General features: G+C 50.4%; 26 protein-coding genes, 1 tRNA gene and 1 riboswitch. Of the genes, 9 read left to right on the top strand and 18 right to left on the bottom strand.

All coding sequences use genetic code 11. The annotated features are described in order from the left end of the window. Positions 1-241 precede the first annotated feature (241 nt). Positions 242-1,210: a putative phage abortive infection protein gene (locus PsAD5_RS14670; protein ID WP_063292816.1), complete on the bottom strand. Its 969-nt coding sequence runs from the start codon at positions 1,208-1,210 to the stop codon at positions 242-244. Between the two features lie 101 nt (positions 1,211-1,311). On the opposite strand from PsAD5_RS14670, the gene PsAD5_RS14675 reads away from it, so the two are divergent. Then, positions 1,312-2,376 (top strand): hypothetical protein, encoded by a 1,065-nt coding sequence (locus PsAD5_RS14675; RefSeq protein WP_206599743.1) that lies wholly within the window; start codon positions 1,312-1,314, stop codon positions 2,374-2,376. Between the two features lie 292 nt (positions 2,377-2,668). Here PsAD5_RS14675 and PsAD5_RS14680 read toward each other — a convergent pair whose 3' ends face one another. The 3 genes from PsAD5_RS14680 to PsAD5_RS14690 all read right to left on the bottom strand — a co-directional run bounded on the left by PsAD5_RS14680 (position 2,669) and on the right by PsAD5_RS14690 (position 4,683). Beyond that, positions 2,669-4,030 (bottom strand): DUF6538 domain-containing protein, encoded by a 1,362-nt coding sequence (locus PsAD5_RS14680; RefSeq protein WP_084405985.1) that lies wholly within the window; start codon positions 4,028-4,030, stop codon positions 2,669-2,671. A gap of 119 nt (positions 4,031-4,149) precedes the next feature. Further along, positions 4,150-4,236, bottom strand: a tRNA-Leu gene (locus tag PsAD5_RS14685). 180 nt (positions 4,237-4,416) lie between these two features. Beyond that, a complete protein-coding gene (locus tag PsAD5_RS14690; RefSeq protein WP_063289457.1) occupies positions 4,417-4,683 on the bottom strand; it encodes a FliM/FliN family flagellar motor switch protein in 267 nt (88 codons plus the stop codon). Between the two features lie 143 nt (positions 4,684-4,826). Between PsAD5_RS14690 and lipB the strand changes: the two genes are divergently transcribed. Next, entirely contained in the window at positions 4,827-5,564 is a 738-nt protein-coding gene (lipB, locus tag PsAD5_RS14695) for a lipoyl(octanoyl) transferase LipB (protein ID WP_063292661.1), read from the top strand. Here the strand turns inward: lipB and PsAD5_RS14700 are convergent, their stop codons facing one another. Beyond that, on the bottom strand, positions 5,565-5,834 hold the full coding sequence (locus PsAD5_RS14700) for an acylphosphatase (RefSeq protein WP_057463397.1): 270 nt from the start codon (positions 5,832-5,834) through the stop codon (positions 5,565-5,567). A 161-nt stretch (positions 5,835-5,995) separates the two neighbouring features. Here PsAD5_RS14700 and PsAD5_RS14705 point away from each other — a divergent pair, with 161 nt between their 5' ends. Beyond that, positions 5,996-7,261: a hypothetical protein gene (locus PsAD5_RS14705; RefSeq protein ID WP_063292662.1), complete on the top strand. Its 1,266-nt coding sequence runs from the start codon at positions 5,996-5,998 to the stop codon at positions 7,259-7,261. A gap of 46 nt (positions 7,262-7,307) precedes the next feature. On the opposite strand, the gene PsAD5_RS14710 is transcribed toward PsAD5_RS14705, so the two are convergent. The 4 genes from PsAD5_RS14710 to PsAD5_RS14725 form a co-directional block, all read right to left on the bottom strand. After that, entirely contained in the window at positions 7,308-8,207 is a 900-nt protein-coding gene (locus tag PsAD5_RS14710; protein ID WP_063292663.1) for a DMT family transporter, read from the bottom strand. A gap of 133 nt (positions 8,208-8,340) precedes the next feature. Next, positions 8,341-8,490, bottom strand: a riboswitch (FMN riboswitch). A 133-nt stretch (positions 8,491-8,623) separates the two neighbouring features. After that, entirely contained in the window at positions 8,624-9,046 is a 423-nt protein-coding gene (locus PsAD5_RS14715; protein WP_063292664.1) for a gamma-glutamylcyclotransferase family protein, read from the bottom strand. 24 nt (positions 9,047-9,070) lie between these two features. Beyond that, positions 9,071-9,727: an HAD hydrolase-like protein gene (locus PsAD5_RS14720; RefSeq protein ID WP_063292665.1), complete on the bottom strand. Its 657-nt coding sequence runs from the start codon at positions 9,725-9,727 to the stop codon at positions 9,071-9,073. 41 nt (positions 9,728-9,768) lie between these two features. After that, positions 9,769-11,781, bottom strand: coding sequence for an acetyl-CoA carboxylase biotin carboxylase subunit (locus PsAD5_RS14725; RefSeq protein WP_063292818.1), 2,013 nt, complete (start codon positions 11,779-11,781; stop codon positions 9,769-9,771). Between the two features lie 248 nt (positions 11,782-12,029). Here PsAD5_RS14725 and folB point away from each other — a divergent pair, with 248 nt between their 5' ends. From folB to PsAD5_RS14755, 6 genes are all read left to right on the top strand, one after another. Further along, a complete protein-coding gene (folB, locus tag PsAD5_RS14730) occupies positions 12,030-12,410 on the top strand; it encodes a dihydroneopterin aldolase (protein WP_063289462.1) in 381 nt (126 codons plus the stop codon). A 137-nt stretch (positions 12,411-12,547) separates the two neighbouring features. Further along, on the top strand, positions 12,548-12,850 hold the full coding sequence (locus tag PsAD5_RS14735; protein WP_063292819.1) for a hypothetical protein: 303 nt from the start codon (positions 12,548-12,550) through the stop codon (positions 12,848-12,850). A 14-nt stretch (positions 12,851-12,864) separates the two neighbouring features. Next, entirely contained in the window at positions 12,865-13,185 is a 321-nt protein-coding gene (locus PsAD5_RS14740; RefSeq protein WP_063289463.1) for a hypothetical protein, read from the top strand. Positions 13,186-13,736: 551 nt separating this feature from the next. Then, on the top strand, positions 13,737-14,027 hold the full coding sequence (locus tag PsAD5_RS14745; protein ID WP_057463404.1) for a hypothetical protein: 291 nt from the start codon (positions 13,737-13,739) through the stop codon (positions 14,025-14,027). Between the two features lie 117 nt (positions 14,028-14,144). Then, complete coding sequence (locus PsAD5_RS14750; protein WP_057463405.1) at positions 14,145-14,435, top strand: hypothetical protein; 291 nt, start codon at positions 14,145-14,147, stop codon at positions 14,433-14,435. 121 nt (positions 14,436-14,556) lie between these two features. Beyond that, positions 14,557-14,856, top strand: a complete 300-nt coding sequence (locus PsAD5_RS14755) for a hypothetical protein (protein WP_063292666.1) — start codon at positions 14,557-14,559, stop codon at positions 14,854-14,856. A gap of 100 nt (positions 14,857-14,956) precedes the next feature. On the opposite strand, the gene PsAD5_RS14760 is transcribed toward PsAD5_RS14755, so the two are convergent. The 9 genes from PsAD5_RS14760 to PsAD5_RS14800 form a co-directional block, all read right to left on the bottom strand. Continuing rightward, on the bottom strand, positions 14,957-16,489 hold the full coding sequence (locus PsAD5_RS14760) for an acyl-CoA carboxylase subunit beta (RefSeq protein WP_057463407.1): 1,533 nt from the start codon (positions 16,487-16,489) through the stop codon (positions 14,957-14,959). Between the two features lie 174 nt (positions 16,490-16,663). Next, positions 16,664-17,149: a bacterioferritin gene (gene bfr, locus PsAD5_RS14765; protein WP_063292667.1), complete on the bottom strand. Its 486-nt coding sequence runs from the start codon at positions 17,147-17,149 to the stop codon at positions 16,664-16,666. Between the two features lie 235 nt (positions 17,150-17,384). Beyond that, a complete protein-coding gene (bfr, locus tag PsAD5_RS14770) occupies positions 17,385-17,870 on the bottom strand; it encodes a bacterioferritin (protein ID WP_057463409.1) in 486 nt (161 codons plus the stop codon). Between the two features lie 252 nt (positions 17,871-18,122). Then, complete coding sequence (locus PsAD5_RS14775) at positions 18,123-18,917, bottom strand: ATP12 family chaperone protein (RefSeq protein WP_063292668.1); 795 nt, start codon at positions 18,915-18,917, stop codon at positions 18,123-18,125. Next, positions 18,917-19,597 carry an HAD-IA family hydrolase gene (locus PsAD5_RS14780; RefSeq protein ID WP_057463411.1) on the bottom strand — a complete coding sequence of 227 codons (681 nt, stop codon included), beginning with the start codon at positions 19,595-19,597 and terminating at the stop codon, positions 18,917-18,919. Before PsAD5_RS14780 ends, PsAD5_RS14775 begins: the two co-directional genes overlap by 1 nt. Before the next feature lie 28 nt (positions 19,598-19,625). After that, positions 19,626-20,675 (bottom strand): RluA family pseudouridine synthase, encoded by a 1,050-nt coding sequence (locus tag PsAD5_RS14785; RefSeq protein ID WP_063292669.1) that lies wholly within the window; start codon positions 20,673-20,675, stop codon positions 19,626-19,628. Positions 20,676-20,855: 180 nt separating this feature from the next. Then, positions 20,856-21,236: a fluoride efflux transporter CrcB gene (crcB, locus tag PsAD5_RS14790; RefSeq protein WP_063289470.1), complete on the bottom strand. Its 381-nt coding sequence runs from the start codon at positions 21,234-21,236 to the stop codon at positions 20,856-20,858. 53 nt (positions 21,237-21,289) lie between these two features. Further along, the gene (locus PsAD5_RS14795) at positions 21,290-23,686 is read right to left on the bottom strand and encodes a patatin-like protein (protein WP_063292670.1); all 2,397 of its coding nucleotides are present in this window, start codon (positions 23,684-23,686) and stop codon (positions 21,290-21,292) included. Between the two features lie 233 nt (positions 23,687-23,919). Further along, positions 23,920-25,230 carry a replication-associated recombination protein A gene (locus PsAD5_RS14800; RefSeq protein ID WP_057463415.1) on the bottom strand — a complete coding sequence of 437 codons (1,311 nt, stop codon included), beginning with the start codon at positions 25,228-25,230 and terminating at the stop codon, positions 23,920-23,922. Positions 25,231-25,234: the final 4 nt, after the last annotated feature.

Here is a 25,234-nt window from a genome sequence, read left to right on the forward strand (position 1 = left end):
TTCTCAGCTGCAGCGCTGGCGGTCCGTGTGTTGTGCCCCATTGTTCACTCCTAATCTCATGATCATGAGCCAAAACACTCCCTTATTCAAATTAACCGATCTGTCCATAAGGCTTCGATGGGGAACACGCCAGAGGTCGCTTCCTGTACCAAGAGCGGAAAAGGTCTTTTGCTGTGCAACCTGTGAACCATGGCTTTGCATCGCATCAATTGTCATTGAGATAAATGCATGCGTTTCTGCCTTATTCCACATAGTCTACATGTGGCGAGATCACATTTTTTTGCGAGTTTTGGATCGACTTTTTACCTTGCCCCTTTTTCTCATCATACTCCTGCGCGAGCAGTGAAGGAGGCCAACTTGTTGGTCTCGGTCGTTTGGGCTCCCCGAAAGATCGCCGCGAATATAGGTTTTTATGAGTTGGATCGATTAGCAAAGCTGGCAGTAAATTATCGAGCAATTGATACTTATGAATGTATACCCAATAGTTGATACCGTGCTTATTCAAAGCAGTATAGAAAAGCAAAACTAGTTCGTAGTCCGATAGCTGCGCCCGGAGCAACTTTACGTAAGGGACCTTATCCTCAATGCCTTCATAATCATAAACAAAACGTAGTACATTGTAGAGGTATCGATAGTAATGAGCTAGGTCCTGCTGACGGTCTACCCAGAAATTATCGTAGGCGTGTTGAAGGTGATCTTTCTCGTTCTCCTTCTCGTATAAAGCGGAGGAGTTATGATACTCATCGCGGAAATTTTCAAAAAATTGCTTAAAGCAATCACGCCCTTTCGTCTCTTTGCTAGTTGGTCGCTTGCTGTAATAGAGGTCGATCGAATTTACGATAGTATTGTGCAGAGTTAACATTTGGAAAAATGTTGACTCAAAGTTCTGACGATCTGTAGCTTTTAGCTGACTTTCTAATGCGGTCGCTGACCGTTTTAGTTCGCTCCGAGTTTCTCTAAGCTCGGCTTGCTGAAGGACTATTGTTAGCAACAATCCCATAAAAGTCAGAAACGTCAAAAGAGGATTTACAACGCCACCGAAAAAATCTCCAAAAGAACCAGCATCTTTGCCTAGAAAGGCAATGATACATGCGGTTAAAAAAACAACGGCTAGAATGCTTGCGGCAAAAACAAACAGGGTGAAAAGGCTGTTGTGAGAACTTTCTGCTTCAGGAGTTAGAAATTGATCAAACCGTTTACGAATACTCATCTTAAGTATACCCATCAACCAAAAGCAATTTAAAATGTACATATCAGTCAATAACCGCTGCTGAGTAAAATGCCAATGACATGATCTTATAGGAAAACGAAATGGCAATAAGATTTCCACTCGAGGCATTAAAATCACTATGGGTGCGCCGCCCGGACGGAAGGTGGGCGATGAGCAGCATGAAGGGGTTAACACTTTCATCTGAAACTGGTGGCGATGAGCAATATTTTCTTTTACGTGGAGATGTAGAGCTTCTGACCGATAGACCGAACTGTCGTTTTGATGATGCAATGTCGCTTTTTGGCACTGCAGACTTCTTAATGCAGCAAAGCATTGTTCCTGTCGTGGCATGGCTGGAAGGCGAGAATGCAATCAAGTGCATTGGGACCGCATCTATCATAAGCTGTACAGGTTACCTGATCACTGCCGCACACGTTTTACTTGATCCGTTAGAAGCCGGCTATGGTGCTTACCGAGAGGGGCAGCAGGTAAAGCTGCGGGATGACCTCAATTTTGGCGTCCTCATCCTTTATTGGACACAAGGAATAGGAATGCACTTTCACAAAGCAGTTCGTTTTTTTCCCATTGAAAAGATGTGGGCTTGGGGCAAGTGGAAACAAAGCCCACTGTTGTCTGAAGCAGACCGATGGGAGCACTCAACCGACGTAGCAGTGTGTAAAATCCCAGAAATGCCTAGTGGTCAAGCTCACCAGCCATTGAACATGTCATTAAACCCGTTTGTCCCGAATGAGGAGGCATATGCACTTGGATACGCGGAAATGCCTGATATCGAAATAGATCCGTATACTAGCCGGATCATGGACACCAGCATTCGATTTGATCTCTACGTTACCGTTGGAAATATTCTGCAGACATTTCCTCAAAATCACGTAGCCAAAGAAGTACCGACACCCGGCCCCTGCTTTGATTTCAACGCTCGTGCCCCTGGTAAAATGAGCGGAGCGCCTATTTTCGGTGCCAAGGGAGCGGTTATCCGAGGCATAGTCAGCCGGAGCTATTCGGGTGAAGAGCATGCTTACGGTTCTATGCTAGGCCCAGCAATGGAACTACCTATGAATGAGCCGGAGATTTACGGGCGTTCATTAAAGACATTACTCAAGAACGGTAATGAAGGAATGGCACAAGTTCACGGTTTAGGATTATAGCCACGTGTAGCAACTTGCATCTATTTTCCGAGAGCTTGGTCTCGGGCCCCTGTCTTCAGACGAAACAGAAAATTCAAGACTACATCGGAGGCAAATAACTGAAAGAGGAAAGTTTAAGTTACCACTTTTTGGTCCACTTACTTCAATAGATGGATGCCCAGTTGCTCCAAATACATTGATGGCTTCTCCTGATAGGCCGAGCCGCACCTATGAGATGAAATAGTTACGTCAATGTCGACCATGGGCTCAACAAGCTATTCTTAAGACTTAATCCTACTGACAAGAACTGGTACTACTTTTCCTTCAAGCCCTTAAACACCTCCATAGAAAACCCAAGCTCGATCTTCCGCAGCTCCCCTGCCCGATAACCCATAGACCCACCGTCCCCATATTCCGGCCGATCAATAGCGTGCCCCATCAACAGGCAACGCAGCTCATAATCCAGCCTGGTTTCTTTCATGCGGGTTTCAAAGGCATGGCGCAGAGAATAGATCCGGTGGTTATCAGAAGGCAGCAAACCCGCCCGCCGGAAAGCCTTCATAGCCGTTGCAGAAAAGTTGTTTTCCTTGTCCACATAGCGAGGAAAACCCTCAGGTGCCCGCCTCATCGCTTCATAAGATACACCCACCAGAGGAATATCGCGCACGCTGGATTCCGTCTTAATGGCACGATCCGGCTTAAACTTGATGGAGATATAAGGCACCTTGGCTTCCAGATGGATCTGCTGTGCAGAAATATTGCAAAGCTCAGAAGGACGGCAACCGGTTTCAATGCACGCAAACACAATCAGCGCTGCATCTCTATTCAGCGAGGCCAGAGCCCCAGGTTCAAGAATTTTCTGCTGTATCCACGAGGCAGGAAAAGGCGGCACATCCTGCCGCAAGGCTTTGGGACTGCGGAAATTGAGGTTTCTGAAAGGATTCTCTCGCTCCTCCTCCCCGACCCTCTCAAAATAGGCACTGTAGAGCTTGCGCATATTGCCAACATCGCGATTGGCGGAATTGCCGGAAAGCGGCCTTTCCCCTCCCTTGCCAGTCACACGATCTTGCCACCAGTTGAAAAACTGCAAGGCATCCTCACGGGTCACCTCTTCCAGATCTTTATCGCCAACAATCTTGATGAAGTTGCTCACAGCCCGGTTTTTGATTTTTTCATAACTTTTCTTCTGAGCTGCACTCATGCCCTTTTGCTCATCTGGTGCAATCTCAGCCAAATAGACTTCCATGGCCTTAGAAACCGCCACAGAAGGGCGTTTGGCAGTACCAAGCAATGCCTGCGCATCAGATTGCAAACCAGCCTCAGGCCGCCGTACCAACGCCAATGCACGCGCCACCACATCCACCACGGGGGCCGCTTCCAGCTCATAGGCAGGCTTAAACACAAAACCAAGCGCAAGCGCACGATGTTGCGCCGCCTTATAGTTCGCATCAGCAACATCCAGCACAGCTTCACCACCGCCATGCAGAGATAACCAGTAAAGCCGGTCAGCTTCTGCAAGCGCATCGCGCCGCGCACAGGCTTCTTCTAAGGATGATGTTTCAAGAGAGAGTTCAATTTTGCCGCGTTGGTCTAAATGCGCAACCTTTTTAGGCACGCGCCTGACGTAGTACCAGCGACTACCTCGCAACTTTAGGTATTTGTCTGACCCCTGCATAAAACCCCCAACTTGCAAATGTAGGGCAATTTGTAGGGCAAAAAGTGCGGTTTAGTAAACCCGCAAAAACAAAAACGGCGCTTTGCTAAGTAATATCAATCACTTAGCAAAGCGCCGGTTGGTGCGGCCGAGAAGACTCGAACTTCCACGGGTGTTACCCCACAGCGACCTCAACGCTGCGCGTCTACCAATTCCGCCACGGCCGCAAAACCTTGGCTTGCCTCCGGTTTGTTTGGCTCGTTGGCCTCGCCCCGTCGGCTGGTGAGCGGTGATATAGCCAACCCCTCGAACCTGCGCAAGTACCCTTTTTCAAAAATTCACAGCGCAGAGGAAAAAAATCGAAAAAACCTCTTTTAGACGGGCACTTATCCACTGCACCAGATATTTCAGATGCGATCTTCCATGTTTACAGGTCGCATATCCACAGCGCGCTGCAATACCTTTGTGATGACAATGCCAACTTTATCGCCAACCACAGTCACCTGCCCTTCAGCAACAGGTGTACTGTTTGCCAAAATCGTAACATCATCAGCTTCATGGGTGTCCAGCTCAATCACCGCACCACGCCCCATGCGCAACAATTGGTGCACTGGCATTTCAGATTTGCCCAGCACCACTGATATGTCGACGGAGATATCATCAAACCTGTTCATCTCTGTCTGCCTCCATCTGAGGGAATAAAATGCACCCGTCTCGTCTCTGTGAGTTGGTGCCCTGTTATTTTTAGTGTAGACGCTTACATCTCATTAGGGCAAACCAACTAACCGAAATCCGCAGATCATTTTGGGATAACAACATGGCCGATCGTCAAACCCTTAAAACAGACTTCTTCCCCCTAGAGGGATCTCCCCCTGTTGAGTGGGTGATCGACGACGATCTCGTGCCATACGAAGTTGCCCAGAAGGAAATGGAAGACCGCGTTGCCGCAATCGCCGCTGGCGAAGCCAACGAACGCGTCTGGCTTTTGGAACATCCGCCCCTCTACACAGCAGGCACAAGCGCCGATCCAGTCGACCTGATCGCCAAAGACCGCTTCCCGGTTTATGAAACAGGTCGCGGAGGGCAGTATACTTATCACGGTCCGGGACAACGTGTTGCTTATGTTATGCTCGATTTGAAGCGCCGTCAGCAAGACGTCCGCGCCTTCGTCGCAGCCTTGGAAAAATGGCTCATCGACACCCTGTGGCAGCATCACGTCCGCGGAGAAAGACGGGAAGATCGCGTTGGTGTCTGGGTTCAGCGTCCTGAAAAAGGCAAAGACGTAGAAGACAAGATTGCCGCCATCGGCATTCGCCTGCGCAAGTGGGTAACCTTCCACGGTATCTCACTGAATGTAGACCCGGACCTGGAGCACTTCACCGGCATTGTCCCCTGCGGCGTGCAAAAACATGGTGTCACCAGCTTTGTGGATCTCGGTCTTCCACTCACCATGCCAGAGGTGGATATCATCTTGCGCGAGCAATTCGAAGAGATCTTCGGAGCCACAGAAACCTTTGGACCGTCCGGCCTCGTTCAAAAGCCAGAGAGCGAATAACTAGTACTCGATGCGGAAAGACCCCTTCTCGTCAGGGGCATCCGCCAGCAGTGTCACCGCTTCAACTTGTGCCCCCACTGGCCCTTGCTGGACAGCCATCAGCAGGGCATCCACTTTTTCCGGATCACCGGTGACAACTGCCTCTACCGATCCATCAGCATTGTTCTTGCACCAGCCGGAAACACCGAGCATTCCGGCTTTTTTATAAAGCCACGCACGATATCCAACACCCTGCACCAATCCCGTAATGGAAAAGTGTTTGGTTTTCATTGGTATCTCCCGGTGCGCTTAAAGGCTTCACAGATAAAACTTTTCTCGATTCAGAGGACGAAGTTGGCAACACAGCTCAGCCTCGCCACAGCCTTAGATTGCAAGCCATAAAAAAAACATCAACTCCTATATCTAATAGGTAGCCCTTTAGGAGAGACTTTATGAATTTTCTCAAATCCCGCCTGACTGCTCTTTCATTCTCCGCAGTCATGATTTTTCTACCAGTTCAGAGCTTTGCTCAGATCAATTTCACCAGTCAGTTCAACGAGATCATAGAAATGGCTGATTATGAAACCGGCATCGCTTCTTTTGTAAGCAACACTAAGCAGAATCCGGAAAACAATCAGGCAAAGCTCGCATTGGGCGCCCTGCAGTTTCTCAATGCCCTCCAAGGCATTCAACAGGACCTATACAAATATGGCGCCGGAAACACATCCCCAAACAGAAGCCTGAGGTCGATCCTCCCCGTCTTCAGAATCCCGGTTGCCCCAAACCCAACGCCAGAACCCGTTACCTACAACAAGACAAGGGAAATGCTGGAGAACTTCGTGTCTCAGCTGGAACAGGCAAATGAAACTTTGAATGGGATATCAGAGCAACCAGTAAAGCTCACGGTAGACCTTTTGAAGATCAACTTAGATGCAGACAACAGCGGAACCGTGGAACCCCACGAAAACCTCGCCACAATTCTCTCAGGCCTTTCCAGAAGAAGCCCGTTTCAGCTTGAGGATGATACAACAACGTTTCCTATTACCTTCGATCGGGCGGACGCAAAGTGGCTACAGGGGTACTCTAACCTACTCATGTCGATGGGCAATTTCCTACTCACCTTTGACTATGAGAACACCTACGACCTCACCTTCCATAGTGTCTTCGGCGCATCTGCAACCACCTACGGCCAGCAGTTAGAAGACATGGGCAAAGCAGACAACGAGCGCGGATTTGGCTCCTTCGCCACCCCAATCAACTTCCTGCATTCCATCAACTGGACTGTGCAGAACCCTGATCGCCTAAAAGCAACGCGCCAGAACCTCTTGCAGGTGATGCAGCTGAACTACGAGACATGGGATCTCATTCAAAAAGAAACGGATGACGACAACGAATGGTTGCCAAATCCCAATCAGACCAGCCCCTTTCAAGCCCTCCCTGTCACGCAAGAGACCATCGACAGCTGGCTGGAAGCCGTCAAAGCCTCCGAACAGGTGTTGACCGGCGAGCTTCTGATTCCATCCATGGTGTTTGAAGGCGGGATCAACATGAAGACCTTCTTCGAGACCGCAAAGACCTTCGACCTTGTGCTCTTCATCACCGGACCAAACTCCGTTGACTATGTGGAACAAGGCCCTGTTTGGGAAGGAGATTTCATGCGCACCATAACGCGCCCAATGGGCCGAAACTTCGGTTCATTTGCGGTCTGGTTCAACTAACAGCTCATACAAAGAAAAAGCCCGGCAATTAGACCGGGCTTTTCAATTAGTTCTGTTTGCGCTCCACATGCACAGTATAGAGCGATGCGCCAATGATCAGCGCAGCCCCAAGCCACAAGTTGCCCGGTGGTACCCAGCCGAAAATAAGGAATCCACAAAGCACATTAAGCGGCAGCTTGAGATGATCAAACGGCTGCAGATAAGCTGCATCGACCTTCTCATAGGCCATAGCCAATGAGCCTTGCGCAATCGCCCCCAAAAGCCCCGCCAGAATAATCAACCACCACATACTCATGCCAACTGGCATTGCCAAACCACCCGGAGCCAGGAAAGCCAGGACGAAATTAACTGGTGTCAGCAGCAGAAGAAGATAGAGCGTAACAGATTGCGGGCTCTCACGTTCTTCCAGCTTCTTCATACAAAGAATAGAAGAACCCCACAGTAAAGCTGCGATAATCGGCAGGAAAGCAACCAGCTGAAAGGCATCATCCCAAGGACTCAGGATAATCATGCCGCCCACAAAGCCAACCGCTGTCGCCGCCCAGCGCTGCCTGCTTGCGGTCTCACGCAAGAACAACGCCGCTCCAATAGTCACGAAGAACGGAGAGGTCATCAAAAGCGCAATCGCCTGCCAGATCGGCACACCATTCGCCAAACCGGCTACCCAGAACTGAACGCCCAATGCTGCCAGAAAGACGCGGAAGATATGCAGCGCCAGCTGTTCTGTGTGCAGCCCGTCAACACCAATGCGCCAGATCACCGGCAGCATCGCAACAAGCGAGATCAGGTATTGCCAGAAGGTTGCACTGGTAGAACTCAGCCCCTGCACCATCGTCAGATACTGTATGGCAGAGTTGGTGATAGCAAAAGCAGCACCGGCAAAAACCATCCAGCTTGCGCCCACAACAGCTGCGGACGCACGAGTAGAACTGCGTGTTGAGCTCATGCACGCACCTCAAATTCACGAGATAAAAACAGAATAAACATAAGAAATCTTTCTGATCCAAAGGGCCAACAACAGCCACGTTTCATTGAATCAGGACGCGCAAGCCAACAGTGCTCTTCAAAGCACCCCTCACCTACATTCTCTTTCATCCGGACTATAACCGTCGGTTCCGGGTTCTCACCGGATCTGCTGACCCTTCCTGAATATGGAAGGCGCTCGCGGACTTATGGCTCGAAGGCCCATCACCACCGGTAGGGAATTACACCCCGCCCTGAGAATTATCTCCCATCATTGGGAGACCTGATTTCTAACAGATTCTCAGGAAATTGCGAGTTGTCTTTCAGTCTAACTGAAAACACATTTGTGAACGGACTGTCACTCGAAGGCAGCCTCGCAACTTGATGCCAGGAGAGCTGCTATCGCAGATCCCATTGGCGCAGTTCCTCACGGTATGTCTCGGGGAAATCCCAGTGTTCTGCAGCTTCCAGAATACCTTCCCACGCTTTAACATGAGGCTTCCCCGTCCGCACAGTGCGGCTCATATACATAATGGCAGACTTATTCTGCCCACCGCTGCGAACCGGAAGAAAGACCTTGTCCAGACCCTTGCGGAAAAGCGCTTCAGCGCCATCCACAATTGTAACTTCCCCGATGCGGCAATCCCACAGAACACCGTGAACACGCTTCCCCGGCGCTTTCACCATGGAAGGAACACCTTCAGACGTCACGATAAAGCGATAGCCATCCATGGAAGCTGGCCCCAGCGCTTTGGCTTGCGGGCAACGGCTTGCCATGGTTTTCGGGTTCATCAGGCGGCCATAAGCGAAATAAATCGGCATCAATTCAACTCATTACAAAGAAGGTCAGGCGACAAGACTGTCAGCAAGGTGAGCGGCAAGCTCTTCACGCGAAGCAACCACTGTATCAGCTCCGCAATCTGCAAGCTCACTTTCAGAGCCATAGCCCCAAAGCACACCAACGGAGCGGACGCCATTTTCCTTCGCTGCGATAATGTCGTGCTTGCGGTCACCAATCATAAGACACTGAGAGGCGTCCAGATTTTCTTGTTCCAACAGATAGGCCAAAAGGTCCACCTTGTTGCCACGGGTCATATCAAGCTCGCAGCCATAGGTTTTCTCAAAAAAACCATCCATCTCAAAATGCGCGACAATCTTTTTCGCATAAACCCAAGGTTTGGATGTGCAAACAAACAAGCGATCTCCGCGATCCTTAGCAGCCTGCAGCAGCTCAATGATCCCGTCATAACGCACGTTTTCATAAAGCCCAACAGTGGTGAAGCGCTCGCGATAAAGGCGAATCCCCTCAAGGATCAGCTCTTCATCTTCCGTATTCAGAAGTTGGCGATAGGTTTCTGTGAGAGGCGGCCCGATGACAAAGGCAAGATCTTCAGCAGGAGGAACCTCGCGGCCAAGCTTTTCCAGCGCGTATTGAACGCTCGTTACAATGCCGACAAAAGGGTCTGTCAGCGTTCCATCCAGATCAAAAAGCAGAGTGCGCAAAGCCAAATCCTCAACATAGGAATTGGCTTCGCACCAACTCCTTATTCAAATTCCATGATAACAGCATCAACTGCCAGACTGTCACCCGGAGCAGCCTTGATAGCGCTTACCACACAATCACGTTCGGCCCGAAGTACATTTTCCATTTTCATGGCTTCAACAATGGCCAGCTGCGCTCCAGCTTTCACGTCCTGCCCCTCTTCTACATGAAGAGAAACAACAAGGCCCGGCATTGGGCAAAGCAACAGGTTGGATGTATCCGGTGCAACCTTCTCTGGCATCAATGCAGCAAGTTCAGCGTTGCGAGGCGTCATCACCTTGGCAACAACAGAATAGCCTTGCCAGTCCAGCTGGTAGCCATTCTCAACAGACCGCACTTGGGCACTTACAGCACGATCACCAACGTGACCTTTCCAAAGCATATCGCCCGGAACCCAGGAGGACGCAACGCGTTCGCGAGCACCACCCTCAACACACACATCAATATCAAGTGGTGTTGCCGCCATGCCTTCAATCAACTCAGCATCCAGCTTCTCACCATTGATCAAAACACCCCACTCACGGCGTACACCTCCATGATGCGGACGCAGGCGACCCGGCAAGTGATCCAGACGCTCACGCTCAATCAGGTGCATGGAAAGCGCAACAGACGCCAACACATTACGGGCCTCTGCATCAGGTGTAGCTGGTTCAAACCCATCAGGATACTCATCAGCAATAAAGCCGGTTGCCAACTGACCAGAACGCCAGCGCGGATGCTTCATGAGAGATGCAAGAAACGGCACGTTGTGCTGGATACCATCCACCTGAAACTCATCCAGCGCAGTGCTCATGCCTTCAATCGCTTCAGCTCGTGTCGGCGCATAGGTCACCAGTTTTGCGATCATCGGATCGTAGAACATGGAGATTTCAGAGCCTTCCACCACGCCAGTATCATTACGCACCACATAAGCGCCGTGATCACCTTCTGCAGGCGGACGATAGCGCGTCAGGCGGCCAATGGATGGCAGGAAGTTGCGGTACGGATCCTCAGCATAGATACGGCTTTCAACAGACCAGCCATTCAGCTTGACCTCATCCTGCTTCAAAGAAAGCTCTTCGCCAGCGGCAACTCGGATCATCTGCTCAACAAGGTCCACACCAGTGATCAATTCAGTTACCGGATGCTCCACCTGAAGGCGGGTGTTCATCTCAAGAAAGAAGAAGCTCTTGTCCTGTCCAGCTACAAACTCAACTGTACCCGCGCTATCATAGTCAACAGCCTTGGCCAGCGCTACCGCCTGCTCGCCCATCTTGCGACGAGTTTCTTCATCCAACAATGGAGAAGGCGCTTCTTCAATCACCTTCTGGTTACGACGCTGAATAGAGCATTCGCGCTCACCCAGATAAACAGCATTGCCGTGTTTATCGCCCAGCACCTGAATTTCAATATGGCGCGGGTTCTCAATAAACTTCTCGATGAAGATACGATCATCGCCAAAGGAGCTGATAGCTTCAGACTTTGCGCGCTCGAAGCCATCCATGGCCTCTTCATCATTCCAGGCAATACGCATGCCTTTACCACCGCCACCAGCGGAGGCTTTAATCATCACCGGGTAACCAACCTCAGAGGCAATCCGCTTGGCATCTTCAGGGCTTTCAATCAGCCCCATATATCCAGGTACAGTGGAAACATCAGCTTCAGCCGCAAATCGCTTGGAGGTGATCTTATCTCCCATCACCTCAATCGCTTTTGGATTAGGGCCGATAAAGACAATGCCTTCCTGCTTCAAACGCTCACAGAATTCTGCGCGTTCGGAAAGAAAGCCATAACCTGGATGCACAGCCTCAGCACCGGTCTGCTTACATGCTTCAATAATCTTGTCGATCACAAGGTATGATTTCGCTGCAGCCGGTTCACCAATGTGTACGGCCTCATCAGCCATCTCCACATGAAGCGCATCTCGGTCCGCATCAGAGTAAACAGCAACCGTTTTGATCCCCATCGTTTTTGCCGTTTTGATAACACGGCAAGCGATTTCCCCACGGTTTGCGATCAGAATCTTTGAAAACATGCCCATCCCACATACACACCTTCTTTATTTACAGTGCAGGGTTGTAGGCATCTCTACGCACTTCCGCAACCTCACAATTGGGCGAAGAACCATCGCACTTTCGTAGGGGCAATGGATGCACAAAGCATCTAAGTTTTGACGGGGCTTCACCCGAATACAGAGCATTATCACTTAAAATGCGTTGAGTTTCGCGCTCACCTCTGGCAACACAGTTTTCCAACAGTCGGAAAGTTCTCAGGAGCCAAACAATGAATGAAAACAAGATTTTTCTGGAAGGCCTGTCTTTCTATGCATTCCATGGTCTCCATGATGAAGAAGCTAAATTGGGCCAACGCTTTATCATTGATCTGACCTGTTGGGCGGATTTTGAAAAGGCAACTGTTTCAGATGATTACGAAGACACCATCTGCTACGGCACCCTTGCGAAAACTGTCGAGGATGTTGTGACCAACTCCCGCTTCAACCTGCTGGAACGTCTTGCCGGAGCTATTTGTGAGGCCGTTTTCGCGATGGATCAGCGAATCTCCAAGATCACTGTGAAAGTGAATAAACCCTCTGCCCCGGTGCCGGTTCATACAGGCGGGTTTGGCGTAGAAGTCACACGTGCACGACCTGCAGCAAAAAGTTAAATCAACGGCATCTTCTTTAGAACCGGCTAACCACCGCTCACCTTGATACTCGCACTTTTGAGCTATTGCCTTCAAAACATATGGAACTGCGGCGTTCACGCCAGCATCAACATCTGCATTGTAAGGCAACTGATCCCATGCGTAGTGCCTCCACCACCATTATTGCCAGTAGTCTCATTACTCTGTTGTGGGTAGCCTCAGCCAATGCTCAAGCACGTCCAGATGCGAGGGCCCTGACATGCGAGCAGGCAAAGCAACTGGTCGACAGTCGTGGAGGCATCGTCCTGACCACAGGCCCGCGAACCTATGAGCGCTTTGTGAGCAACATCAGATATTGCCTGCACAACGAAGTGCTTCGCAGAGAGTGGGCCCAGACCAAAGACAACAACTCCTGCCAGATCGGTTATCGCTGTTCACCACGCACACGGCAGAACCAGTAATAAGGGAGGAGACTATGCGGATATCAACACTGCTCGTTCTTTCGAGCACTCTGGCTCTCATGGTTTCCACCACAGCGCACGCACGCCCTGATACACGGCAAATGTCCTGTCTTGAAGCCCGCTCCGTCGTACAGCGTGCTGGCGGCATTGTATTAAGCACTGGCGTTCGTACCTACGACCGTTTCGTCGCGGGCCTTCAGTTCTGCCAGCCTTACGAACGCTTGATGAGCCGCTGGGTCCCCACAAAAGACCAGAAGCGCTGCTTCATCGGCTATTCATGTGAGCCGGGTTACAACAGCGGCGAAGGACCATTCGGCTCCGATATCTTCGACTGAGCCCTTTGAAGATCCACGTTTCACGCAAATACACTGCAGTTGCACCATAAAACGCAGCTGCAGTTACCCACATTCGAATCCTTCATCCACATCCTGCGAAACTCACCTTGCCCGTTCGGCATGACCAACAGGCGGTTGAGAACTCCTTTCTGCACCACCATCAAGCAAAAGTGTGAGCTTGATCACAGACAGGCAAGTAATCCCCAAGAACACGAAGACACGAGTTCGTTACCGGCTTAAATTCAAAGTTGCGAAAAGAAAATTTTGTGTTCCAAAACACATCTTACTCAAAAATTTCCAGTAAACATACAATCATCAACGAACAACAACAAACCACAAACATCAAAAAACAAAGCATACAACAAAAATAAGCTTGAAGAAAAACAAGATAACTACAAAACACAAGATATAAGGCGGCACGGAGTTGCCTTGTATCAGTCTAAATTGAAAAGACACGCCGAAGTAACAACCAACATCGGCAAAACCCCATCAGAAAGACTGCTCCTCCCGGTCTTTCGCTCTGAAAATGACTAGAACTGAAAGTAAAACAAATGAAAAAGATCGCTCTGACCCTATCCGTACTTGGCCTCGTATCTGCTGCTTCTATCGCTCAGGCTGCTCTGGTGAACACCGGTGACCTGACTGCCTCCCAGGCAAAATCACTCGTACAGGACAAAGGCGCAATCGTCCTCGCAACCGGCCCAGGTCTTTACGACCGCTACGTTGCAAACGCTTCTTACTGTGCTTCACACGAAGAAACTCAGCGCGCTTACGTCGTAACCAAAGACTCCAACAGCTCCCTCATCGGTTACACCTGCGTCGTCGAAAACAGAGATAACTAAGCCTCTAATCCGCCTCAAGTTAGAGAGCCTCCCCCCATCAACTTCTTAGGGAAAGACTGTTCCTCCCCAGTCTTTCCCTCCCCAAATGACACAAATTAAAAATCGAAAGTAAGACCAATGAAAAAGATCGCTCTGACCCTATCCGTACTCGGCCTCGTATCTGCTGCTTCCATCGCTCAGGCTGCTCTGGTGAATACCGGTGACCTGACTGCCTCTCAGGCAAAATCACTCGTACAGGACAAAGGTGCAATCGTCCTCGCAACCGGCCCAGGTCTTTACGACCGCTACGTTGCAAACGCTTCCTACTGCGCAACACATGAAGAAACAGAGCGCGCCTATGTTGTGACCAAAGACTCCAACCATTCCCTCATTGGTTACACCTGCGTAGTTGACAACAAAAACAACTAAAATCTAACTCGCCCCAAGTTAGACGCACGTCCCCCATCATCACGCTCCAGGGAAAGGCTTTGCCTCCTAGTCTTTCCCTCCCCCATTTCCCAAAAGAATTAAGAAACCGAAAGCTAAACAAATGAAAAAGATCGCTCTGACCCTTTCCGTCCTCAGCCTTGTCTCTGTTGCTTCTGTTGCTCAGGCTATGAACGCTCCACGCACCAATACAACTGACCTCACAGGGTCTCAGGTAAAGTCTCTGGTGCAAGAAAAAGGTGCGATCGTTCTCTCCACAGGTCCTGGCCTTTATGACCGTTACGTAGCAAATGGCTCTTACTGTAGCCCAAGCGAAGAAACACAGCGCGCCTACGTTGTGACAAAAGACTCCAACCACTCCCTCATTGGTTACACCTGCGTGGTCGAAAACGACGAAAGATAAGACCTAACTCGCCCCAAGTTAGTCTCCCTTCCCATCAAAAAACCCGGCCTTCATGTGAAGGCCGGGTTTTTTGATGTTTCGTTCGATCAGACAACAATTCTTAGAGCGGGATGTTGTCGTGTTTGCGCCAAGGCATCTGCTGGTTCTTAGTCCGCAACATCGCAAGTGCTCTCGAAATGCGCATCCGTGTAGACTGCGGCATGATCACCTCATCAATGTAGCCACGCTCCGCAGCAACAAACGGGTTCGCAAACCGGTCTTCATAATCCTTGGTGCGCTCAGCAATCTTCTCGGAATCACCCAGCTCATTGCGATAGAGGATTTCAACGGCACCCTTTGCACCCATCACAGCAATCTCAGCAGATGGCCACGCATAATTCATATCACCACGAATGTGTTTGGAGCTCATCACATCATACGCGCCGCCATAAGCTTTACGCGTGATCACTGTGATTTTCGGAACAGTCGCTTCACCATAAGCAAACAGCAGCTTTGCGCCATGCTTGATCAACCCGCCATATTCCTGCGCAGTCCCTGGCAAGAAGCCCGGAACATCCACGAAGGTTACCAGCGGAATGTTGAAGCAGTCACAGAAACGAACAAAACGCGCAGCCTTCCGGCTTGCATCACTGTCCAGAACACCCGCAAGAACCATTGGCTGGTTGGCGACAATACCAACTGTGCGCCCTTCGACGCGGCCAAAGCCAGTGATAATGTTTCCGGCAAAGCTTTCCTGAATCTCAAAGAAGTCCTGCTCATCGACAGTCTTCAGGATCAGTTCCCGCATATCATACGGTTTGTTCGGATTATCCGGAACCAGCGTATTGAGACTCTCATCCAAACGAGATGGATCATCATAAACGGAAAGTTCGGGCAGCGGAGCCTGATTGTTCATCGGCAGGTAATCCACCAAACGCCGAATCTGCAGCAACGCTTCCACATCATTGTCAAACGCACCATCGGCGATGGAAGATTTGGTCGTGTGAATGCTCGCGCCGCCCAGTTCCTCAGCCGTCACAGTCTCATTGGTTACTGTTTTCACAACATCAGGACCAGTGACGAACATGTAGGAGGTATCGCGCACCATAAAAATGAAATCGGTCATGGCAGGTGAATACACATCACCACCAGCACATGGACCCATAATCACAGAAATCTGCGGAATAACACCAGATGCCTGAATGTTACGCCAGAACACTTCACCGTATCCACCGAGCGCAGCAACACCTTCCTGAATACGAGCACCACCTGCATCAAAGATCCCGATGATCGGTGCACGATTCTGCAGCGCCATATCCTGGATCTTCATGATCTTCTCGGCGTGTGTCTCTGACAGAGATCCGCCAAACACAGTGAAGTCTTTCGAGAAGAGGTAAACGGTACGGCCGTTGATGGTTCCCCAACCAGCGACAACACCATCCCCAGGGAAATGCGTTTCCTCCATACCAAACTCGGTACAGCGGTGCTGCTTGAACATATCGAATTCTTCGAAGGAACCTTCATCTAGCAGAATTTCAATGCGCTCTCGTGCGGTGAGTTTTCCGCGTTTGTGCTGCGCATCAATTCGGCGCTGTCCCCCACCAAGCCGCGCTTCATCACGTCTTTTTTCTAATTCAGCTAGAACTTCCTTCATCAGATATCTCAGCTCCCAATCTAACTGAGTTATCTCCTAGCACGCCCCTACGCACAAAAACTAGTAAGCCGTTGGATTGAGAAGCCTCATGCAATGCAACTGATTACTGCCTCAACCCAACAACCAATAACCCTTGGGAAACCAAGCATTCTTTGATGCTTTGACAGCTAAAACTCACTCTGCCTCATCAGCACTGCCAGCATTGAGCAATCCATATTTTTCTTCGCCTATTTTCTTAAGAAGCTCCAATTGAGTCTCAAGGAAATCACAATGGCCTTCTTCATCTGCCAGTAAACTGTCAAAAAGAGCCATTGTCACGAAGTCACCTTGCTGCTCACAAAACACACGAGATTCGCTGTAATACACAATCGCTTCACGCTCCCCTGCCAGATCAGCTTCCAGCACTTCCTTCACTGAGGACCCGATGCGTAAAGGCGCGATATGCTGCAGGTTTGGATGCCCTTCCAAAAAGACAACTCTTTCCACCAACCGATCCGCATGATGCATTTCTTCAATCGATTCAGCCCGCTCTTTCTTTGCGAGTTTGGTATAACCCCAATCTTCAAGAAGTCTGAAATGCACCCAGTATTGATTGACAGCTCCAAGTTCCATGGAAATGGCTTTGTTCAAACGTTCAATGACACCGTCTTTTGCTCTCATGAGTTCTCAGTGCAAGCACTGCTCCTTAGGGAATGCAGGTGAAACACAACTCGTTTTGAACCGACCCTAAAACGAGCTTTGATCCAGTAAACATAGATCAGCCTAACCCGCCGCCAACCCAAACCCCCTATCGTTCCTAATGAAGCGCTAGTCTGAAACAAACAACTTTAACCCAACAAAAAAGAGCCGCCCTACAGGACAGCTCTTTCTAATCAAAACAAACGGTTAGGCGAACTTATTCGCCAGTATCAGCCGAGTTTGCATTCAACGCGCCGTAGTGCTGTTCACCAATCTTCTCAAGGAGATCCAGCTGAGTTTCAAGGAAGTCAATGTGACCTTCTTCATCAGCCAGTAGATCATCAAACAGCTTCATGGTGACGTAATCACCTTCAGCATCACAAATCTCACGGCTCTTCTTATAAGAGGTGCGAGCTTCATGTTCACCAGCAAGATCCGCTTCCAGAACTTCCTTAAGATTGGTGCCTATCTTCAAAGCGCCAACAGTCTGCAAGTTTGGATGACCACCAAGGAAGAGAATGCGCTCAATCAGCTTGTCAGCATGTTGCATCTCTTCAACGGATTCTTCGCGCTCTTTCTGCGCCAACTTTCCAAAACCCCAATCATCCAGCAGGCGGTAATGCAGCCAGTACTGGTTGACGGCACCAAGCTCCAGTTTCAGAGCTTCGTTAAGCCGCTCAATAACTTTCTCATTATGTTTCATCGGCGGAATTCCTCAATATTCTTGATTAGGGCAGTATTTGGCGATGTTTTCGTTATTACGAAAGCCCTGAACTCATATGTGCAGCAAGAGTGCATAGTTCAACAGATTCGATGGTAACACGGCAAATGAAATTCACTTGCCCACATACTACAAACTATTGATTTCTTTCTACGATATCAGGAGAAGCCACAACACCAACAAAAAAGCGCAGCCAAAAGCCGCGCCTTAAGACAACTTCGCAAAGAATAAGCCTTAGCTTTCTTCTGGTGCTCCAACGAGAATAAGCACTGCTGCGTTGAACTCGTCGTTTTTGAAACGACGAATACGAGCAGCCTCTTCATCCTGCCCCCACTGCTCAATGTTCCAATCTTCATCAACATGAGCTGCAGACCAGACAACATCCGCCTCAAAAGCTTTTTCAGCCAGCGCTAGCGCCAGCAAAGCAGAACCGCTAATGGACGTCACTGTATGGATCGCAGTTAACTGAAGCGCATCATATTTGCCCAGTTGCGCACGATAGGCTGTTGTCACCGCCTCATCTTGCGCGACATGCATAATCCCTTCAACGAGCTTGAAGCGACCAGCAAACAACTTCTCCGCCCAATCCAAGACTGGGTCCCACTGATTTTTCTGGCGAGTGACCAATTCTGCAGGGGAAGCTGCGCGGTAACACAAATGATCATTTCCGGCATACCGTGTGATCTCGTCTGCAACTTCCGCAAACTTGTCTTCAACGGCATCAATCGCAGAATGGGCGATGCGCGTCAGCGGCATCGTCGCCGGATCAATCTCTTCTTCCTGCAGCTCCCATTCGGCAGCCACGCCTTCAGCAATCACTTCATCCTTAAACACCAGCGCATTGCGACCGGGTGTTTTAATAGAGCGTCCATCCAGCAAAACAGCGAAGACGTCATCTTTCAGCTCAACGCTCACACGCTCATAAAAGCGTTTCGGTAAGTTCCGTTTGGTGTGCTCACGTGCAGCCTGAACAGCATCAACAGGCCCTTTTGCAATGTCATCTGCAATCTGCTCAAAAATGTCACGCATTATGCAACTTCCTTATTCCATTTGAAGTGCTCACTAAGCACCGGAATGAGTTCCTTAAACTGATTGATAACATAGGTGGCTCCAGCGCTCTTCACATCTTCAGCGCTGTGATAACCCCATGTAACTCCGACAGATTTCACACCTGCATTGCGCGCCATGTGCATATCAAAAGTCGTGTCACCAATCATAATCGTGTTTTCCAGATCAACACCAGTTTCGCTCATCGCCTGAAAAATCATACCTGGATTCGGCTTGGAGGGTGCAACATCTGCCGTCTGCATGGTGGTAAAAAGCCCTTCCAGCTCATGCAAGCTGATCAGGTGTTTCATACCGCGGGAATGCTTGCCTGTTGCGATACCAAGAAGCACATCCTCCCGGCTATCCAACTCTCGCAAAGCGTCAATCGCCCCCTCATAAAGAGGATCATAATCACGCCCTTTGGAACGCATTTCCCAAACGATCTGCTGGTATCCCTTGACCATCTGCTCAATCAAGTCCGGGTCATTCCGCCCCAGCAATTGCTCAAACGCCACATCCAGTGTCAGACCAACCGTTGCAAGAATTTCATCTCGCGATGGCATAGGCAGATCGACAAACCGATACGCTGCAGTAAAACCAATCATGATATTGTCTTGGCTATCCGCAAGCGTGCCGTCGCAATCAAACACAATGAGATACATGAAGATCAGCCCGTAACTTTGCTATTACTTATTCTGGTTCATTGATATCCGGATCATAGTCCTTCACATCCATACCAAGCAAGTTCCAGGTTTGCTGCATATGCGATGGCAGCGGAGCAGAAACATCAATCACACCATTACCTGACGGATGCGGAATCATAATCCGACGAGCTAGCAAGTGCAGCTTGTTCTGGATGCCACCGGGCAGCTCCCAGTTCTTGATATTGAAGTACTTTGGATCACCGACGATAGGGCAACCAATATGCGCGGCATGGGCACGCAGCTGGTGCGTACGGCCTGTTACAGGCTTCAGTGATACCCAGGAAAGCTTCTGACCGGACTGTTCAACCACATTGTAAAGGCTGACTGCGTGCTGTGCTTCATCATCACCATGACGGGCAACACGCATGCGCTCTTCACCTTCATCACGCGCCAGATAGGTCGAGATACGACCCTGACGCGGCTTTGGTACGCCAGCAACCATCGCCCAGTAGATTTTACGCGTGTTGCGATGACGAAATGCCTTTGTCAGCTCCTGAGCTGCACGGCGGGTCTTCGCAACCAGCAAAATACCGGAGGTCTCACGGTCAAGACGGTGCACCAGACGCGGCTTATCACCCTTCTGGTTGGTGAAGGCGTCAAGCATACCATCCACGTGACGCGTCAAACCTGAGCCACCCTGCACAGCAAGGCCAGCAGGTTTATTCAGTACCATCACATGCGCATCTTCAAAGAGCATCATCTGCTCAATGGCTTCACGGTCACTGTCAACCAACTTGCGCGGACGAGGTCTGGCATTCTTGCGGTCATCAGCAGCCAGCTCAACACCGAGCGGTGGAATGCGGACTTCTTGCCCCTTTTCCAATCGGGTAGAGCTTTCGGCACGTTTGCCATCAACTCGAACCTGCTTAGTGCGCAGCAGTTTCTGCAAACGGCCAAAGCCAAGTTCCGGGAAGTTTTCTTTAAACCAGCGATCAAGACGCATGCCTGCTTCGTCGGCATCAACGCGGCGCATCTCAATTTTAACTGGGCTGCCACCGTTGTTTTGCGGCGCTGCTTTGTTCTGGGAGCCACTCATGGGTGAAGGTCCTGACTTCTAACGCGGCGGCAGCACGAAGGGTGCGCCAGCCGTTCCTAATAAATCCGTTGGCGCTCATTTGGCAGCTGAAGGCAAAACATGCAAGTCTTTCACGCAGATTCAGCCCCTAAAAACGAAAAACCATCAAGTTTCTATGAGTTTTTGCGGGCAACTTGCAAATTAGGCGAGAACCTGCCGTGTGAGATAAAGACCTGCAAACAAGGCTGAAACGGAAAGAACAAGCGAGACCAACACATAAGCGGCGGTTGCAATAGGTTCTCCGCGTTCCCACAACACAGCGACATCCAGCGAGAAGGTTGAGAAGGTAGTGAAACCGCCAAGAAAACCCGTCGCGATCAGATAACGCAGCTCAGAAGAAGCATTCAGTCGCTGAGCAAGAACCTCAACAAAGATCCCCATCAGCAATGAACCAAGAATGTTTACGGTGACAGTGCCCCACGGAAATGAAGGGCCTAGAAGACGAAGTCCGGCCATTGAAACCAGATGTCGACAAACCGCTCCTGCCCCTCCACCAAGTGCTATCAGGATGAGATTTTTCATGCATTCTCCCTATCGGATTTTGAATGGCATGTCTTGCACAAATTGCACAGTAACTAACATCCCTTAGAGAAGACCTCATCAACCTTCTCACGACAAGCTTCCACCAACTCTTCATGATCTTCCAGATGCGCTTCTTCCTCATCCAGAATGTCAAGGAATATCGCGCGCAGGTTCATATCATCACCAGGAGCAATCCGCTGTGCCGACCCGTGGCACTGATGATAAACATCCCGCAGTAACCGCACCAGCCGCTCTGCAGCGTTGAGCCGTCCCCACAGATAATCATGCTCGCGCCATCCGCGGTTGAAGAAGGCACCAAACATCTGCAATTGCGCGCCTTTCAAATCAACGCCACCGGGACAAAGCAATTGCGCATCTTTTGGACTGATGCGCCCCACCTCAATCTTACGAAGTTCAAAAGCATCAAGCGCCTGCTGAACCGGAAACATACTGGTGTCGAAGAACGGAAAGCCGATATAGCCTTCAAGAATACCTTGCGCCGCCTTCAGATCACCCAGCTTGCCAACTCCCTCAAACACAATGGAATCTGTCAGTTTATCAAGGTCGGCAAGCCCCATACGAAGGCTGAGAACCCCAAGCACTTTGCGCACTGTCTCCAATTGCGGCGATACTTCCTTCAGCAGCGTCGCAAGGTAGATGGTCTCTGTGCCATAAAACTCCTCGGACCAACGGCTCCGCAAGTTGGCAATCTGCCCATAAAGTTCACGCTTAAACACATCCAGATGGCGCGCAAACTCAACAGACCCAGCAATCTCTTCATGGTGATAGAACTTGTTGATCTGCTCGATCAAAAACCGCAACTGCCGAATGCGATAGTCAACATCAAGGCTCTTCAGCTCACGAAGTATCTTAGCCTGATCCCGCTGCGCTTCCCCCTCCTCTTCTTTGGAGAAGGTTAGCGCATTCACCACCACTTCTTCCACGCTTTCCCAGGACCAGAGAGCAACCTCCTCGCCCTTTTCAACGCACCCCTCTTGCTGCGTGCCGGAAAGTTCGGAAATCAACAAGACAACCCGGTGGGCCAGATGCCCCAAACGAAGCTGAAGATAACCGGCATTGGCAAAACCAGATTGCTCCATCGCTGCCAGCTCAGACCCTTGCCGCACAACTGAAAAGTCACCCTCGGTCTCTGGCAGGCTGCCATGCTTTTCAAGCAACAGCTGCACTTCATGGCGGACCATCGGCAATGCAGCTTCAGCCACTTCCTGAATCCGCCGCACCTTCATGTTGATTTGCTCAATCTCCTGCAGTTCATCACCAATCGGTTCATTACGCGGAATGTGAGCTAACGATGCGAAAATGCTTTTGAAGAAGCCCGGAGGCTCTGGCTCAGCTGGCACATCACGGTGCGAGAAGGGCAACGGATCCAGATATAGTAAACGACGCACCACTTCGCGAGCTGCAGGTCGTTGTGCAATGGAACCAATAAGCGGTTCGAAGGGCTTGTTCATCACCAACGATCCATCAATGAAGATACGCTCCCCTTCTTCATCGCAATTGGCATGAAGCACGTTGGTTAGGAACGCTTCACGCCCGCTCCACTCAAGACCCTGACGTTCAAGAACGCCATCCATCTCCTCAGCACTCATAGGCGGAAAGGCTCCAGGGAAACTAGAAGTCGCTCTCGCAGCAAAGACCAGATCAGGAATACACTCCGCACTCATCTGGCTATGCAAACCGCTGGACACCCGATGAATGGCATTGAACTTTACAATACGTCGATGATCCAACTCCTCAATAAACTCGGGATCATGCAACGCAATACGCCGCAACACACCGTGAAAATCCGTGAGTGTCACGAACAGCTCCAACCGCTGTCCATAAGGGATCAGCGTCTCCCCGCGATCCTCTTCATCCATCGCGCGGCAAGCATCCACCAGCCATCCTGAGTAGCGCTCACCTGAGAACGGCGGCGTAAACCATCGTGAACTGATAAAATCTCGCAGCTTGGTGCGTGTTTCCTTGTTTTGGGGAACGTCAGTCCCAAGGAAAACCAGCAGCTTATCCAGAATGGGCGCAAGCACCCGCTTGGCATGTTTGCTGACCCCGGATGTTTCATTGGCCAGCTTGTCAACATCAGCAAGCGACAGCCATAAATCGCTATGGTGCTTGAGCGGCAGATCATGCGCCAGTGCCCGCGCCAGCATGATCGCATTCACACCTCCGGCAGACGCGCCAGAGATTGCATCAATCACAACCCGCAGGTCCAGCTGTGGCCCAAAACTTTCAAGAAGGTCGAAGTAGGATTTCGCTGAGCCTTCGAGAGTGACATCACTCTCAACACCGCGCTCACGGTCCCGCCGCAACTGATGCAACGCATGGGAAGCACGCTGAAGATTTAGGAGTTCACGGGTGACACCGTGCATGTAGATGGCGAGTGAAACCCCGCCATACAGCACCAGTCCCAATCTCAGCTCAAGTTGCCTCATGCATGCACCAGAATTCGCTTAAATAAAGAAGTCAGAGTATGATGCGCAGATATAAATGAACGCAACAAGCTCATATGTCAGTGTGCGAATTAGGATGCCCGAATGCAATCGGGAAACCCAAACAAAGTTACGTGTAGTTTATGTGTAGTCTTGAAAAGTGACCGCCAGTTTTCAGAAAAGGCGAAACAACGAATTCTGTCGCAACGTCCCAACGAGAACCCAGACAGACAGCTCTAGGCAGTGCCGCGCTCTTTTCTCAAGCGATCCCAATAGCTCAGTCGTTTTTGAACATCACGCTCAAAGCCACGGGCATTCGGCTCATAATATTTTTGCCGGCCCATCTTCTCAGGGAAGTAATCCTGACCAGAAAACGCATCTGGCTCATCATGATCGTAACGATAACTCTCACCATACCCCATCTTCTTCATAAGCGTGGTTGGTGCGTTCAGGATGTGCTTTGGCGGCACAAGAGATCCATGTTCCCGCGCATCCATGCGAGCAGCTTTATAAGCCAGATAGGACGCATTGGACTTGGGAGCTGTAGCCAGATAGACTGCGGCTTGAGCCAGTGCATACTCCCCTTCTGGTGAACCAACCAGCTGAAACGCATGACGTGCAGCATTCACCTGCACCAGCGCATTGGGATCAGCCATGCCAATGTCTTCAGAAGCCATCACTGTCAAACGGCGGATGATGTATAGCGGATCTTCTCCGCCCTCTAGCATCCGGCACATCCAGTAGAGCGCCGCATCCGGGTCCGACCCGCGAATAGACTTATGAAGCGCAGAGATGAGATTGTAATGCCCGTCCTTGGTCTTGTCGTAGATCGGCGCACGTCGCTGCACCACTTCCGCAAGGCGTTCCGTGTCGAAAATCTCGTCATCGCCAGCCGTACGCCAAACGTCTTCCGCCAAAGTCAATGCAGACCGGCCATCACCATCTGCCATACGCACGAGAGATAAACGCGCATCCTCATCCAGCGGCAAGTCACGCCCCATCACCTCTTCCGCGCGTTTGAGCAAATCAATCAGCGCATCTTCATCGAGTGAATGGAACGTCAACACATGCGAACGGGACAGCAGCGCCGCATTCAGCTCAAAGCTCGGGTTCTCAGTCGTCGCACCGACCAGAGTGATGGTGCCATCTTCCATCACGGGCAAGAAACTATCCAGCTGAGCGCGGTTGAAGCGATGGATCTCGTCAACAAACAGCAAAGTCCGTTTGCCGGAAATCTGACGTCCTCTAGCCCGCTCAAAGCACTTTTTGAGATCAGCAACACCGGAGAAAATGGCAGAGATCTGCTCAAATTCCAGTTCCGTAGCATCTGCAAGCAAACGGGCAACCGTGGTCTTACCGGTACCCGGAGGCCCCCAGAAGATGAGAGACCCCAGAGAGCCGGACCGCAGCATGCGGCTTAAAATACCAGCATCACCCAAAAGGTGGCCTTGTCCGACAACATCCTCCAGAACACGAGGCCGCATGCGGTCTGCAAGCGGCCTGTCTTCCAGCTGATCCATCCCATTGGCGGAAAATAGATCACTCATGGTC

Source organism: Pseudovibrio sp. Ad5 (genome assembly GCF_001623095.1).
Lineage (GTDB): Bacteria > Pseudomonadota > Alphaproteobacteria > Rhizobiales > Stappiaceae > Pseudovibrio.

Bases quoted from the DNA above. Each gene is read 5' to 3' on its own strand.
- PsAD5_RS14670 (WP_063292816.1), bottom strand. From the start codon at position 1,210: ATGAGTATTCGTAAACGGTTTGATCAATTTCTAACTCCTGAAGCAGAA.
- PsAD5_RS14675 (WP_206599743.1), top strand. From the start codon at position 1,312: ATGGCAATAAGATTTCCACTCGAGGCATTAAAATCACTATGGGTGCGC.
- PsAD5_RS14680 (WP_084405985.1), bottom strand. From the start codon at position 4,030: ATGCAGGGGTCAGACAAATACCTAAAGTTGCGAGGTAGTCGCTGGTAC.
- PsAD5_RS14690 (WP_063289457.1), bottom strand. From the start codon at position 4,683: ATGAACAGGTTTGATGATATCTCCGTCGACATATCAGTGGTGCTGGGC.
- lipB (WP_063292661.1), top strand. From the start codon at position 4,827: ATGGCCGATCGTCAAACCCTTAAAACAGACTTCTTCCCCCTAGAGGGA.
- PsAD5_RS14700 (WP_057463397.1), bottom strand. From the start codon at position 5,834: ATGAAAACCAAACACTTTTCCATTACGGGATTGGTGCAGGGTGTTGGA.
- PsAD5_RS14705 (WP_063292662.1), top strand. From the start codon at position 5,996: ATGAATTTTCTCAAATCCCGCCTGACTGCTCTTTCATTCTCCGCAGTC.
- PsAD5_RS14710 (WP_063292663.1), bottom strand. From the start codon at position 8,207: ATGAGCTCAACACGCAGTTCTACTCGTGCGTCCGCAGCTGTTGTGGGC.
- PsAD5_RS14715 (WP_063292664.1), bottom strand. From the start codon at position 9,046: ATGCCGATTTATTTCGCTTATGGCCGCCTGATGAACCCGAAAACCATG.
- PsAD5_RS14725 (WP_063292818.1), bottom strand. From the start codon at position 11,781: ATGTTTTCAAAGATTCTGATCGCAAACCGTGGGGAAATCGCTTGCCGT.
- folB (WP_063289462.1), top strand. From the start codon at position 12,030: ATGAATGAAAACAAGATTTTTCTGGAAGGCCTGTCTTTCTATGCATTC.
- PsAD5_RS14735 (WP_063292819.1), top strand. From the start codon at position 12,548: ATGCGTAGTGCCTCCACCACCATTATTGCCAGTAGTCTCATTACTCTG.
- PsAD5_RS14740 (WP_063289463.1), top strand. From the start codon at position 12,865: ATGCGGATATCAACACTGCTCGTTCTTTCGAGCACTCTGGCTCTCATG.
- PsAD5_RS14745 (WP_057463404.1), top strand. From the start codon at position 13,737: ATGAAAAAGATCGCTCTGACCCTATCCGTACTTGGCCTCGTATCTGCT.
- PsAD5_RS14750 (WP_057463405.1), top strand. From the start codon at position 14,145: ATGAAAAAGATCGCTCTGACCCTATCCGTACTCGGCCTCGTATCTGCT.
- PsAD5_RS14755 (WP_063292666.1), top strand. From the start codon at position 14,557: ATGAAAAAGATCGCTCTGACCCTTTCCGTCCTCAGCCTTGTCTCTGTT.
- PsAD5_RS14760 (WP_057463407.1), bottom strand. From the start codon at position 16,489: ATGAAGGAAGTTCTAGCTGAATTAGAAAAAAGACGTGATGAAGCGCGG.
- bfr (WP_063292667.1), bottom strand. From the start codon at position 17,149: ATGAGAGCAAAAGACGGTGTCATTGAACGTTTGAACAAAGCCATTTCC.
- bfr (WP_057463409.1), bottom strand. From the start codon at position 17,870: ATGAAACATAATGAGAAAGTTATTGAGCGGCTTAACGAAGCTCTGAAA.
- PsAD5_RS14775 (WP_063292668.1), bottom strand. From the start codon at position 18,917: ATGCGTGACATTTTTGAGCAGATTGCAGATGACATTGCAAAAGGGCCT.
- PsAD5_RS14780 (WP_057463411.1), bottom strand. From the start codon at position 19,597: ATGTATCTCATTGTGTTTGATTGCGACGGCACGCTTGCGGATAGCCAA.
- PsAD5_RS14785 (WP_063292669.1), bottom strand. From the start codon at position 20,675: ATGAGTGGCTCCCAGAACAAAGCAGCGCCGCAAAACAACGGTGGCAGC.
- crcB (WP_063289470.1), bottom strand. From the start codon at position 21,236: ATGAAAAATCTCATCCTGATAGCACTTGGTGGAGGGGCAGGAGCGGTT.
- PsAD5_RS14795 (WP_063292670.1), bottom strand. From the start codon at position 23,686: ATGAGGCAACTTGAGCTGAGATTGGGACTGGTGCTGTATGGCGGGGTT.
- PsAD5_RS14800 (WP_057463415.1), bottom strand. From the start codon at position 25,230: ATGAGTGATCTATTTTCCGCCAATGGGATGGATCAGCTGGAAGACAGG.